Here is a 12,903-nt window from a genome sequence, read left to right as displayed (position 1 = left end):
CGAGTCAGATCACGAAGCAGGCCTGTCCTTCGGCAGGCCTGCAGCCCGTCCATCCTGCGCGCCTCGCCGACCCCGAAATCGCCCGCGCGCCCTGGGCCCAGCGCCGGCGCGTGGAGACGCGCGTTGGGCATCAAAAAGGCAGGGATTGTCTGCACACCAACCGTAACGGCGCACTGGCCCCCATCCCTGCCTTCCCCCAGTGGGGGAAGGAGTCCAGCCAGGACGGCAAGTGAGCACGCTTCGGCGCAGAGTGCAGGCACAGGCACAGGCACAGGCACAGGCGCAGGTACAGGTACAGGTACAGGTACAGGTACAGGTACAGGCACAGGGTGCGGAGTGCGGGGTGCAGGACGTAGTGCCGGCCGATCACCCCCAACGTAGGCCCTGGTGCCGGTGAGGGCGTGGCGGCGCGCCTGTGGGGTGCCGAGGAGCGCAGGGCGGACGGGCTGCGGGCCTGCCGAAGGACAGGCCTGCTTCGTGATCTGACTCGCGGCAGTTGTTTGAGCGCAGCGCGAAGCGCGTAGCGAGTTCTGCCGCGGCCCGTCTGTCCGAGCACCGGAGGGGAGTCGGCGCGCAGCGCCGACCGCCCCACTTGAAGCGCCGCCACGCCCTCACCGGCGCCAGGGCCGGACCATCGCCAACGGACCACCGACCGACGAGCCGACGAGCCGACTCGCGGCAGCCGATCAAGCTGGTACAGCAGCCCCCGCCTGGTCAGCGATGAACCGCTCGCAGGCCTGCGCATCGGTCCACCACGGGAAGAACCCCGGCGGATGGTTGAAGTTGTTGGCGATGACATGCGCCACGCCCGGGATCTGGCCCGCCGCGCCCAGCAGGTTCAGCACATGGGGCGGTGGTGGCTCCAGCAGCGTGTTGGTCCAGCGCACCACGTGCTGGGCATAGTCCCAGAAGCGCTCGAAGGTCGCATTCATCCACGCGGCGTCGAAGGGCGCGTCGCCACGCGCCACGATCGCGTCGTGCACCACCTTGAAGGCCTTGGTCGCATTGTTGGAGCCCTGACCCGTGATCGGGTCGTTCACGCACACCGCGTCGCCCATGCCGAGGACCTGGCGGCCCGAGGGCAGCGTGCCCACGGGTCGGCGCACGGTCGGCACGAAGCGGCCGGCCAGCACGCCGCCGTCGTCGGTCAGGCGCACGTCGCGACACCGTTCGGCCTCCCAGGGCAGGTAGGTGTCGAGGATCTTCAGGCTCTGCCGCAGATGGTCCTCGGGCGTGCGGATGTCGCTCCAGCAGTCCATCGGGCCGCCCGGCACGCCTTCGAACACCATGATCTCGCACGGCCCGCTGAGCGTCAGCGCGGGAAAGACGAAGTACTCGCCGACGCCCGGGATCAGGTTGAAGCACACGCGCGAGTAGGGCGTGCGCGGCGTCATGCCGTGCACATAGGTCAGGGCCAGCGCGCGCATCGGCTGCGTGAACACGCTGCGCACCGGGTCGCGCTCGAACAGGCGAACGATCTCGCCCTTGCCGGCCGACACCACCACCAGGTCATGCGTGGCAGCCAACTCTTCCAGCTCGGCGATCCCAGCGTCCTGCAACACCAGGTTGCCGCCGCGCTCGCGGAACAGCTCCATCCAGGCCGGCATCTTCAGCCGCTGGTCCACCGCCTGCGCTGGCCGGTCCAGTCGGGCCGACCAGTCGATCAGGCGCTCGCCCGGCTGCTCGGGGTGCGGCACCGTGAGACCGATGCCCTCCACGGGCGGGCAGTCGTCCGCCCACAGGTCCAGGCCGAAATCGCGCTCGATCTGCAGCGCGTTGTCGAACATGCACTGGCTGGACATCACCTTGCCACGGCGCAACTCGTCCGGGCTGCGGTTGGTGACCAGGGTGACGGTGTCGCCCCGGCCCTGCAGGGCGAGGGCCAGGGGCAGGCCGGACTGGCCCGCTCCGACGATGGCGATCTTGCGGCTCATGGATGGTTCTCCTGGCGGTTGCAGACGAAGAGGAAGGAAGAGGGACGAAGAAGGGTTCGCGGTGCACCGGCGGGCCTTTCCCGACAGTGGCAGGGCCATGCTAGGAAGCGCCTCGCGCCGCCGCTATCCGCTGGCCGCAGCGCCTGTCCGTCCGCTGCAGGAGTTGCGGACGCGACCCGGGCGCCGCCCGAATTGCTTGACAACTAAACTAAATGAGGAGGAGACTCCATCCCAAGCCATCGCAAAGGAGCCTCTCCATGAACATCGTCTGCATCGGCGGCGGGCCGGCCGGCCTGTACTTCGCACTGCTGATGAAGAAGCACAACCCCGGTCACGAGGTGACCGTGGTCGAGCGCAACAAGCCCTACGACACCTTCGGCTGGGGCGTGGTCTTCTCGGACGCCACCATGGAGAACATGCGCGCCTGCGACCGCGAGACGGCCGACGAGATCGAGCAGGCCTTCAACCACTGGGACGACATCGAGCTGTTGTTCAAGGGCCGGCGCATCCGCTCGGGCGGCCACGGCTTCGTGGGCATCGGCCGCAAGAAGCTGCTGAACATCCTGCAGGCGCGCTGCGAGGCGCTGGGCGTCAACCTGGTGTTCGAGACCGAGGCCGACAGCGACGCCGACTATCCAGACGCCGACCTCATCATCGCCAGCGACGGTGTCAACTCGCGCATCCGCAGCAAGTACGCCGACGTCTTCAAGCCCGACATCGTGGCGCGGCCCAATCGCTTCATCTGGCTGGGCACCAACAAGGTCTACGAGGCCTTCACCTTCGACTTCCAGCGCACCGAGCACGGCTGGTTCCAGGCCCACATCTACAAGTTCGACGACACCACCTCGACCTTCATCGTCGAGACCACCGAGGACACCTGGAAGGCCCACGGCCTGGACCAGGCCGACCAGCAGCAGTCCATCGACTTCTGCGAGAAGCTTTTCGCCGGCGACCTGCAGGGCGCCAAGCTGATGACCAATGCCCGGCACCTGCGCGGCTCGGCCTGGATCAACTTCCAGCGCGTGGTCTGCGAGCAGTGGTCGCTGCAGAACGAGCACGGCAGCCATGTGGTGCTGATGGGCGACGCGGTGCACACGGCGCACTTCGCCATCGGCTCCGGCACCAAGCTGGCCATCGAGGACGCCATCGAGCTGGCCCGCCTGTTCGTCCGCGAAGGTGATACCCGCGAGCACATCCCCGAGGTGCTGAAGGCCTACCAGGAAGCCCGCCGCGTGGAGACGCTGCGCATCCAGAACGCCGCCTGGAACGCCATGGAATGGTTCGAGGTCTGCGGCAAGCGCTACTGCGATCAGCTGGAGCCGGAGCAGTTCATGTACTCGATGCTCACGCGCAGTCAGCGCATCAGCCACGAGAACCTGCGCCTGCGCGACCGCGGCTGGCTCGAAGGCTACGAGCGCTGGTTCGCGCAACGTGCCGACGTACCGGTCCCAGAAGGCAAGACCCCGCCGCCGCCCATGTTCACGCCCTACACGGTGCGTGGCGTCACCCTCAAGAACCGCATCGTCGTCTCGCCCATGGCGCAGTACTCGGCGGTGGACGGCGTGGCCGGCGACTACCACCTGGTGCACCTGGGCGCGCGCGCCATGGGCGGCGCCGGCCTTGTCTTCGCCGAGATGACCTGCGTGAGCCCCGAAGGCCGCATCACCCCCGGCTGCCCGGGCCTCTACAAGCCCGAGCACACGGTGGCCTTCAAGCGCATCGCGGACTGGATCCACGCCAACAGCGATGCGAAGTTCGCGATCCAGATCGGCCATGCCGGCGCCAAGGCCTCCACCCGCCTGGCGTGGGAGGGCATCGACCAGCCGCTGGAGTCGGGCAACTGGCCGCTGCTGTCGGCATCGCCGCAGCAGTACCTGGAGGGCGTGAGCCAGCTCTCGCGCGGCATGACGCACGAGGACATGGCGGAGGTCAAGGCGCAGTTCGTCGCATCCACCCGCGCCGCGGCGGAGGCCGGCGCCGACTGGCTGGAACTGCACTGCGCCCACGGCTACCTGCTGTCGAGCTTCATCTCGCCGCTGACCAACCAGCGCACCGACGAATACGGCGGCTCCCTGGAGAACCGGCTGCGCTATCCGCTGGAGGTGTTCGCCGCCGTGCGTGAGGCCTGGCCGGTCGACAAGCCGATCTCGGTGCGCATCTCGGCCCACGACTGGGTCGAGGGCGGCATCACGCCCGAGGACGCCGTGGCCATCGCCCGTGCCTTCAAGGCCGCGGGCGCGGACTTGATCGACTGCTCCTCGGGCCAGGTGAGCAAGAAGGAAAAGCCGGTCTACGGCCGCATGTTCCAGACGCCCTTCGCCGACCGCATCCGGCAGGAGGCGGGCATCCCCACCATCGCCGTGGGTGCGATCAGCGAGGCCGACCATGCCAACAGCATCCTGGCCGCAGGCCGCGCCGACCTGTGCGCGGTGGCGCGTCCGCACCTGGCCAACCCGGCCTGGACGCTGACCGAGGCCGCCAAGATCGGCTACACGGCCATCACCTGGCCCAAGCAGTACCGGTCGGCCAAGCCGCAGATGGAAGCCAACTTCGCGCGCGAGAAGGCCATGGCTGAGGCGGCGGGGGCCGGCAAGTGAGCGGCACCACCGCATCGCGCCATGCGCTGGTGACCGGTGGCGGCCGCGGCATCGGCGCCGCCATTGCGCGGCGGCTGGTGGCCGAAGGCTGGCACGTGACCGTGCTCGGTCGCAGCGCCGAGGCCGTGCAGGCCGTGGCCGCCGGAGATACCGAACACCTGTTCGCCGTCAGCGCCGACGTGGCCGATGCCGGGGCGGTGGCGGCCGCGCTGGCCGAGGCGCAAAGCCGCTTCGGCCCCGTCGCCGCGCTGGTCAACAACGCCGGCCAGGCCGAGAGCGCGCCCTTCCACAAGATGGACATGGCGCTCTGGCAGCGCATGCTGGCCGTCAACCTGACCGGCACGATGGTCTGCAGCCAGGCCGTGCTGCCCGGCATGCTGGCGGCGGGCTGGGGCCGCATCGTCAACGTGGCGAGCACGGCGGGGCAGGTGGGCTATGCCTACGTGTCGGCCTACTGCGCGGCCAAGCACGGTGTGGTGGGCCTCACCCGCTCGCTGGCGCTGGAACTGGCGACCAAGGGCATCACCGTCAACGCCGTGTGCCCGGGCTACACCGAGACCGACATCGTGCGCCAGAGCATCGAGCGTGTGGTCGCCAAGACGGGCCGCAGCCCCGAGGCCGCACGGGCCGAGTTCGTCAAGAGCAACCCCCAGGGCCGCCTGGTGCAGCCCGACGAGGTGGCCGATGCCGTGGCTTGGCTGTGCGGCCAGGGCGCGGGCGCCGTGACCGGCCAATCCATTTCCGTGGCGGGCGGCGAGGTCATGTGACCGCGCCTTCGCCTTCCACCACACCAACGCAGACAGCAAAGAACGGAGACCGCATGAGCGAGAGCATTCCCCGCGTGGATCCGGCCCTGGTGGCCGGCAACCAGCGCCCGCTGGCCGGCTACGAGGCCAAGCACTTCCAGTGGTCCGTCGCCGACGGCGTGGCCACCATCGTGCTGAACCGCCCCGAGCGCAAGAACCCGCTCACCTTCGACAGCTATGCCGAGCTGCGCGACCTGTTCCATCAGCTCAAGTGGGCCGACGACGTGAAAGCCGTGGTGCTCACCGGCTCCGGCGGCAACTTCTGCTCTGGCGGTGACGTGCACGAGATCATCGGCCCGCTGGTGCGGCTGAAGGCGCCCGAGCTGCTGATGTTCACCCGCATGACCGGCGAGCTGGTCAAGACCATGCGCGCCTGCCCGCAGCCCATCGTGGCCGCCATCGACGGCGTGTGCGCCGGTGCCGGCGCCATCCTGGCCATGGCCTCGGACCTGCGCCTGGGCACCGCCCGCAGCAAGACCGCCTTCCTGTTCAACCGCGTGGGCCTGGCCGGCTGCGACATGGGCGCCTGCGCCATGCTGCCGCGCATCGTGGGCCAGGGCCGCGCCAGCGAGCTGCTCTACACCGGCCGCGCCCTGGGTGGCGAGGAGGGCGAACGCTGGGGCTTCTTCAACCGCCTGTGCGCGCCCGAAGAGGTGCTGGCCGAGGCGCAGAAGCTGGCTGCCCAGCTGACAGAAGGGCCCAGTTTTGCCAACGGCATCACCAAGACCATGCTGCACCAGGAATGGGCCATGACCATCGAGCAGGCCATCGAGGCCGAGGCCCAGGCCCAGGCGCTGTGCATGCTGACGCAGGACTTCACGCGGGCCTACGAGGCCTTCGTGGCGAAGCAGAAGCCGGTCTTCAAAGGAGACTGACATGTGCCCCCACGCTCATCACTTCGTGTATTCGCTGCCCCCCGAGGGGGCGCAGGCCTCCCTTGGGGCGGCCCGGCGGGAGTCCTGACATGGCGGACCAGAGTTACCTCGACTGGCCCTTCTTCGAGCCCCGCCACCGCGAACTGGCGCAGGCCGTGGACGCCTGGGCCACGCAGAACATCTCGCAGGACCATGGCCACGACGTGGACGCCGAATGCCGCGCGCTGGTCAAGGCGCTGGGCGTGGGCGGCTGGCTCAAGCATGCCGTCGGCGCATCTGCGCAGACCATGGACGCGCGGGCCATCTGCCTGATCCGCGAGACGCTGGCCCGCCACAGTGGCCTGGCCGACTTCGCCTTCGCCATGCAGGGCCTGGGCAGCGGCGCCATCAGCCTGCACGGCACGCCGGAGCAGCGCGAGCGTTATCTGACGCGCGTGGCGCGCGGCGAGGCCATCTCCGCCTTCGCCCTGTCCGAGCCCGATGCCGGCTCCGACGTGGCCGCCATGCAGTGCAGCGCGCGCCAGGACGGCGACCACTACGTGCTCGACGGCGAGAAGACCTGGATCTCCAACGGCGGCATCGCCGACTTCTACGTGGTGTTCGCCCGCACCGGCGAGGCGCCAGGCGCCCGCGGCATCAGTGCCTTCATCGTCGAGGCCGGCACGCCCGGCTTCGAGATCGCCGAGCGCATCGAGGTGATCGCGCCGCATCCGCTGGCGCGCCTGCGCTTCACGGGCTGTCGCGTGGCCGCCGGCCAGCGCGTGGGCGCGGCGGGCGAGGGCTTCAAGGTGGCGATGCGCACGTTGGACGTGTTCCGCACCTCCGTGGCCGCCGCCGCGCTGGGCTTCGCGCGCCGCGCCTTCGACGAGGCCCTGGCCCGCGCCACCACGCGCCGCATGTTCAACGGCGTGCTGGCCGACTTCCAGCTCACGCAGGCCAGGCTGGCGCAGATGGCCACGGCCATCGACAGCGCCGCGCTCCTGACCTACCGCGCCGCCTGGCGCCGCGACCGCGGCGAGCCGGTGACCAAGGACGCGGCCATGGCCAAGCTCACTGCCACCGAGAACGCGCAGCAGGTCATCGACGCGGCCGTACAGATGTTCGGCGGCCTGGGCGTGGTGAGCGAGCAGCCGGTGGAGCGGCTCTACCGAGAGATCCGCGCCCTGCGCATCTACGAAGGCGCGACCGAGGTGCAGCAGCTCATCATCGGCCGCGAGCTGCTGCGCGAGGCCGGCGCAGCCAAGGCGGCCTGAGCGGACACGGCCGGAGACCGCAATGACCGCCAGCGCCCACGTCGACACCTTCGCGCGCGACCACCTGCCGCCGCCTGAGCAGCAGCCGCAGTTCATCTTCGAGCTGCCCGAGTTGCAGATGCCCGCGCGCCTGAATTGCGCCACCGAGTTGCTGGACCGCCACGTGGCCGAAGGCCGTGGCGACCGGCCCTGCATCCTGGCACCCGGCCTGCGCTGGACCTATGCCCAGCTGCAGGACAAGGCCAACCGCATCGCCAACGTGCTGGTACAGCAGATGGGCCTGGTGCCGGGCAACCGCGTGCTGCTGCGCGCGCCCAACAACCCGATGCTGGCGGCCTGCTGGTTCGCGGTGATGAAGGCCGGCGGCATCGCCGTCGCCACCATGCCGCTGCTGCGCGCCAAGGAGCTGGTGCCCATCCTCGAGATCGGCCAGGTGACGCATGCGCTGTGCGATGCCGCCCTGGCCGAGGAGCTGGCGCTGGCCGCGCATAAGGCGCCGCTGCTCCAGCACATCCGCCACTTTCATGCCGACGGGCCCGAAAGCCTTGAGGCCCTGATGGCCACGGCCTCGCCCGTCTTCGACAACGTCGACACGGCAGCCGACGACACCTGCCTGTTCGGCTTCACCTCGGGCACCACCGGCGTGCCCAAGGCGACCATGCACTTCCACCGCGACGTCATGGCGGTGTGCCACTGCTGGCCGCCGCACCTGCTGCGCGCCACGGCCGACGACCGGTTCATCGGCAGCCCGCCGCTGGCCTTCACCTTCGGGCTCGGCGGGCTGGTGCTCTTTCCCATGCATGTGGGTGCATCCACCGTGCTGCTGGAGAAGGCCGGTCCGGCGCAACTGCTTCAGGGCATCCAGGACTTCGGCGCCACGGTGCTGTTCACCGCGCCGACGTCGTATCGGCTGCTGGCCGAGCAGGGCGCCGTGCTGCGCGCCACGCCGCTGCGCAAGTGCGTGTCGGCTGGCGAGGCGCTGCCCGCCACCACCCGCGCACTGTGGAAGCAGGCGACCGGCATCGAGCTGATCGACGGCATCGGCTCGACCGAACTGCTGCACATCTTCATCTCGCACGACGAGGCCAGCGCGCGGCCCGGCGCCACGGGCAAGCCCGTGCCCGGCTATCGCGCCCGCATCGTGGACGAGGCCGGCCATGAACTGCCACCAGGCACCGTCGGCCGCCTGGCGGTGCAGGGCCCGACAGGCTGCCGCTACCTGTCGGATGCGCGCCAGGCGCAGTACGTGCAGGGTGGCTGGAACCTCACCGGCGATGCGTACCTCATGGACGCCGACGGCTACTTCTTCTATCAGGCGCGCACCGACGACATGATCATCTCGGCCGGCTACAACATCGCCGCGCCCGAGGTCGAAGAGGCGCTGATGCAGCACCCGGCCGTGGCCGAATGCGCCGTCATCGGTGCGCCCGACGCTGACCGCGGCCAGATCGTGCAGGCTTTCGTGGTGCTGCGTGCCGGCCAGGGCGAAGCGGGCGAGGCCATGGTGCGCACGCTGCAGGACTTCGTCAAAGCGACCGTCGCGCCGTACAAGTACCCGCGCTCGGTGGTCTTCGTGGCGCAGTTGCCGCGCACGCAGACGGGCAAGCTGCAGCGCTTCGTGCTCAAGCAGGCGGCGCAGGCGAGCGCGATGGCGCCGACGACGGGGACCACCCCGGCCACGCCTGCGGAACAAACGGGGGCCGCCTCGTGATCCGCGTCGCCACCTCTGTCGACCCGGCCGAGACCGCCGACGCGCCGCCGGGCCGCTTCACGCGCACGCAGCTCATCCGCTTCTCGCACTGCGACCCCGCCGGCATCGTCTTCTTTCCCCAGTACCTGGTGATGTTCAACCAGCTGGTGGAGGACTGGTTCAACGAGAGCCTGGGCGTCAACTACGCCGGCATGATCGCCGGCCGCCACATCGGCCTGCCCATCGTGCGGCTGGAATGCGACTTCCGCGCCATCAGCCGGCTGGGCGACACCGTCGAGCTGGGCCTGGCGGTGGAGCGCGCGGGTGGCCGCTCGCTCACGCTGGCGCTGCAATGCACCGGCACCGATGGCGAACTGCGCGTGGCCTCGCGGCAGGTGCTGGTCTTCACCAGCCTGCAGACGCACCGCGCCATCGACATCCCGCCGGACGTGCGCGACGCGCTGCTGCGCTTTGCGCCCGATCCGGCCCTGAACTGAATCCAACTTTTTTCCCGCAGGAGTCCCCATGCAAGTTCTTCTTCCTCCCGGCTGGCCGCGCCCCAAGGGCTATGCCAACGGCGTCACCGCCCGTGGCCGCATGGTCTTCGTGGCCGGCATGATCGGCTGGGACGCGCAGGGCATTTTCCATACCGACGATCTTGGCGAGCAGGTGCGCCAGGCGCTGCAGAACATCGTGGAGGTGCTGCGCGAAGCCGGCGCCAGCCCCGAGCACATCGTGCGCATGACCTGGTACGTGACCGACAAGCGCGAATACGTTGCCGCCTACCCGGCCATCGGCAAGCACTTTCGCGAGCTGATCAACTGTTACAACGCCGCGATGACGGCAGTGGAGGTGTCGGCGCTGGTGGAGGACCGCGCCAAGGTGGAGATCGAAGTCACCGCCGTGGTGCCCGACTGAGCGCTCGTCGCGCGCACCCCCCGCAGCAAGAGCGGCCCCGACGGGCCGCTTTTCATTTGTCCCCCACCGCCCAGGCCCAGCTGCAGGCCCTTTGCTCTTCGCACGTCAGCCCCGTGCACTTGGCACCCCGCATCCGGCATCCGGCATCCGGCATCCGGCATCCGGCATCCGGGCTTCCCCAATACTCCCTCTCCCCTCGCGGGAGAGGGCTGGGGAGAGGGGGAGCCCTTCCTGATCGCCAAGCAGTCTCCGAGTCCGTGCAACCCCCGAGTGCGTCCACATTGCTTCAGGACTAAATTAACTGCACCACGGCAGCGCGCACGCCGTGGCGCCGATCTTGCTAACGGTTCAGCACCGCTGCCGGCATCGCCCGCCCGCAATACGCCACCCGCAGACCCGGCAACGCGTGACACGAGGCCCCGTCATGAACCCCACTGCCAGTGCCTTCTTCTCCCGCCAACCCTCTGCCCCCCTGCCGGCCGCGCGGCCACTGCGGCCCTTCTTCGCCTCGGCCGATCTCGAAGAGACGCGGCTGCGCGTGGGCAGCGTCATGAAGCCGCACCGGCTGGACGTGGCCGGTCGCGCCCAGCGCCTGGATGCGCGCATGCACCATGCCAGCTTCGGCGACGTCTCGCTGAGTTTGTTGGCTTACGGCGCCGAGGTGGAGATCCAGCCCGGTCCGCTGGAAGACTTCTTCCTGGTACAGATGCCGCTGGCCGGCCGTGCACAGGTCGACAGCGGTGGCCAGCACAGCGACTCCGGCCCGCACGAGGCCACGGTGCTCAGCCCGAGCGAGGACACGGTGATGCGCTGGTCGGCCGACAACCAGCAGCTCATGGTGCGCGTCTCGCGCGCGCTGGTGGAGCGCACGCTGGCGCTGCAACTGGGCCGTGCGCTCGACGCGCCGGTGCGCTTCCAGCTGGGTTTCGGCTGGCGCGACAACGCCATGTGGATGCACCTGCTGGGCTACCTGCAGGAGATGATGGCGCAGGACATGGACGTGTCGCAGCACCGACTGGTGAGCCAGCAGGTCGGGCAACTGGTGGCGGCCACGCTGCTGTCGGTGCAGCCGCACAACCACAGCCATGCGTCGCCTGCACGTTGCAATGCCGTGCTGCCGCGCCATGTGCGCCGTGTACAGGACCACATCCAGGCCCATGCACACGAGCCTCTGTGCGCTGATCAACTGGCAGAGGTGGCCGGTGTGAGCGTGCGCAGCCTTTATGCGGGCTTCAGGGAATTCCTCGGCGTGAGCCCCATGCAGTACCTCAAGGACCTGCGGCTGGAGCGGGCCCGTGCCGAACTGCTGGGCGGCAGCACCCATGTGGCCGGCGTCGCGCTGCGCTGGGGCTTCGGCCACCTGGGACGCTTCAGCGCCGACTACCGTGCGCGCTTCGGCGAGTACCCGAGCGAGACGGTGCGGCGGCATTGAATCTTGGCGCTCACTGCATCGTCTGCAAATAGTGTCGGGGCTGCGCAGACGCCTGCGCGGGCGCCTTCGGGAACATCAGTCCTCAGGCGGTGACCGGTTCCGCCGGGCCGATCAGGGACTGTGCAGGAATGCCCAGGTTCATCAGGCGCCGGATCATCGGCATCGTCAGCGGGCGCTTGCGATTGAGCACCTCGTAAACCCGGTGGCGGGGCCCGATGTAGGGCACCAGATCTGCCACCGTGAGGCCGGCCTGCTCCATGCGGAACTTGATGGCATCCACCGGGTCGGGCGGATCCATCGGGAAATGCTTGCGTTCGTACGCTTCGATCAGCGTGATCAGCGCCTCGAAATAAGCGCCTTCCGGACTGTCGGGCCGAGGCTCCTCCGGCACGTCGAAGAAGGCTTCCGCCGCCTTCAGCGCCGAGCGGTAATCCGCCTCGCTGCAGATGGGGTGCAGTTGCAGGTTCATCATTCAGGCTCCACGTTGTGCACGTCGATGAGGTCGTACTCTGCATGCGTGCCAACAAACTTGATGTAGACGGCGCCGAAGGCATAGGCCACGGCCACCACCAGCCGGTGGTCGTTGCCCTTGATGTTGAACACCACCCGCCGGCCGGGCAGGATGCTTGCGTTACGGAAACTTGCCTTCACGTCAGCCGGCGTGCGCCATTGCGCGGCCTGTACTTCTTCGACCCACGCCAGCAGTGGCCTCCTGGCATCGGGATGCGATGACCAGTAGTCCCGCAGGGCGCTGACGGCGATGATCCGCATCGCGCAAGTTTAGTCCCAAATTGGGACTGCCGGCCATCGCATCGGTCGGCTCAAGCCGCCAACCCCGTGAACCGCCCCCCATGGAACACCAGCGGCGCCGTCTCGCTGCGCGCCACGCGAAGGACGCGGCCCACGAGCAGATGATGGTCGCCTGTCTCGCGGTGGTGATCGCTGGCGCACACCAGCGTGGCGGCAGCGCCTGCGATGGCGGGCACGCCCTCGGGGGCTTCCATGACGGCGATGCCATCGAACTTGTCGGGCACCGCCGGATTGGCGAAGTGCCGCGCGAGGGCTTCCTGCGAGCAGCCCAGCACGCTGATCGTGAAGTGCGTGCAGTCCCGGAAGGCCTGCAGGCTGGGCGAGCGGTTGACCAGACTCCACAGTACCAGCGGCGGCTCCAGCGACAGCGAAGCGAAGGAGTTGATGGTGAGGCCCACCGGCCGGCCGTCGGCGCTGCGGGTGGCCACGATGGCCACGCCGGTGGGGTAGCAGCCGAGCACGGTGCGCAGCAGGCGCGGGTGCAGGACCTCGTCGCTCCAGGGCACTGGGGCGCCGCCGCCGGGCGCTAGGTCGCTGGCCGCCAACGCGGGGGCAAGGGCGACGGCGCTCATTCGGCCAGCCTCGGAA

Annotated in this window: 12 protein-coding genes; 8 read left to right on the top strand and 4 right to left on the bottom strand. The window is 69.3% G+C overall.

Annotation, left to right across the window (positions count from 1 at the left end; translation table 11 throughout):
• Window positions 1-686 precede the first annotated feature (686 nt).
• A complete protein-coding gene (locus QZ772_RS06065; RefSeq protein ID WP_295524023.1) occupies window positions 687-1,934 on the bottom strand; it encodes a styrene monooxygenase/indole monooxygenase family protein in 1,248 nt (415 codons plus the stop codon).
• Between the two features lie 257 nt (window positions 1,935-2,191).
• On the opposite strand from QZ772_RS06065, the gene QZ772_RS06060 reads away from it, so the two are divergent.
• The 8 genes from QZ772_RS06060 to QZ772_RS06025 all read left to right on the top strand — a co-directional run bounded on the left by QZ772_RS06060 (window position 2,192) and on the right by QZ772_RS06025 (window position 11,505).
• Window positions 2,192-4,531, top strand: a complete 2,340-nt coding sequence (locus QZ772_RS06060; protein WP_295524022.1) for a bifunctional salicylyl-CoA 5-hydroxylase/oxidoreductase — start codon at window positions 2,192-2,194, stop codon at window positions 4,529-4,531.
• Window positions 4,528-5,298 carry an SDR family NAD(P)-dependent oxidoreductase gene (locus QZ772_RS06055; protein WP_295524021.1) on the top strand — a complete coding sequence of 257 codons (771 nt, stop codon included), beginning with the start codon at window positions 4,528-4,530 and terminating at the stop codon, window positions 5,296-5,298. The genes QZ772_RS06060 and QZ772_RS06055 overlap by 4 nt, the downstream gene beginning before the upstream one ends.
• A 53-nt stretch (window positions 5,299-5,351) precedes the next feature.
• Window positions 5,352-6,212 carry an enoyl-CoA hydratase family protein gene (locus QZ772_RS06050; RefSeq protein ID WP_295524020.1) on the top strand — a complete coding sequence of 287 codons (861 nt, stop codon included), beginning with the start codon at window positions 5,352-5,354 and terminating at the stop codon, window positions 6,210-6,212.
• A gap of 89 nt (window positions 6,213-6,301) precedes the next feature.
• Window positions 6,302-7,465, top strand: coding sequence for an acyl-CoA dehydrogenase family protein (locus tag QZ772_RS06045; protein ID WP_295524019.1), 1,164 nt, complete (start codon window positions 6,302-6,304; stop codon window positions 7,463-7,465).
• A 22-nt stretch (window positions 7,466-7,487) separates the two neighbouring features.
• Entirely contained in the window at window positions 7,488-9,176 is a 1,689-nt protein-coding gene (locus tag QZ772_RS06040; RefSeq protein ID WP_295524018.1) for an AMP-binding protein, read from the top strand.
• Window positions 9,176-9,652, top strand: a complete 477-nt coding sequence (locus QZ772_RS06035; protein ID WP_295524054.1) for a thioesterase family protein — start codon at window positions 9,176-9,178, stop codon at window positions 9,650-9,652. Before QZ772_RS06040 ends, QZ772_RS06035 begins: the two co-directional genes overlap by 1 nt.
• Before the next feature lie 28 nt (window positions 9,653-9,680).
• Window positions 9,681-10,073 carry a RidA family protein gene (locus QZ772_RS06030; protein WP_295524017.1) on the top strand — a complete coding sequence of 131 codons (393 nt, stop codon included), beginning with the start codon at window positions 9,681-9,683 and terminating at the stop codon, window positions 10,071-10,073.
• 424 nt (window positions 10,074-10,497) lie between these two features.
• Window positions 10,498-11,505: an AraC family transcriptional regulator gene (locus QZ772_RS06025; protein WP_295524016.1), complete on the top strand. Its 1,008-nt coding sequence runs from the start codon at window positions 10,498-10,500 to the stop codon at window positions 11,503-11,505.
• 82 nt (window positions 11,506-11,587) lie between these two features.
• Here the strand turns inward: QZ772_RS06025 and QZ772_RS06020 are convergent, their stop codons facing one another.
• From QZ772_RS06020 to QZ772_RS06010, 3 genes are read right to left on the bottom strand one after another with little or no spacing between them, the layout of a single operon-like run.
• Window positions 11,588-11,974 carry a transcriptional regulator gene (locus QZ772_RS06020; protein WP_295524015.1) on the bottom strand — a complete coding sequence of 129 codons (387 nt, stop codon included), beginning with the start codon at window positions 11,972-11,974 and terminating at the stop codon, window positions 11,588-11,590.
• On the bottom strand, window positions 11,974-12,276 hold the full coding sequence (locus QZ772_RS06015; protein ID WP_295524014.1) for a type II toxin-antitoxin system HigB family toxin: 303 nt from the start codon (window positions 12,274-12,276) through the stop codon (window positions 11,974-11,976). Before QZ772_RS06015 ends, QZ772_RS06020 begins: the two co-directional genes overlap by 1 nt.
• A gap of 50 nt (window positions 12,277-12,326) precedes the next feature.
• On the bottom strand, window positions 12,327-12,887 hold the full coding sequence (locus QZ772_RS06010; protein ID WP_366510546.1) for a flavin reductase family protein: 561 nt from the start codon (window positions 12,885-12,887) through the stop codon (window positions 12,327-12,329).
• Window positions 12,888-12,903: the final 16 nt, after the last annotated feature.

Origin of the sequence: uncultured Pseudacidovorax sp., from assembly GCF_913773995.1 — a bacterium.
GTDB lineage: Bacteria > Pseudomonadota > Gammaproteobacteria > Burkholderiales > Burkholderiaceae_C > Xenophilus.
This window is presented reverse-complemented; position numbering and strand designations above follow the sequence as displayed.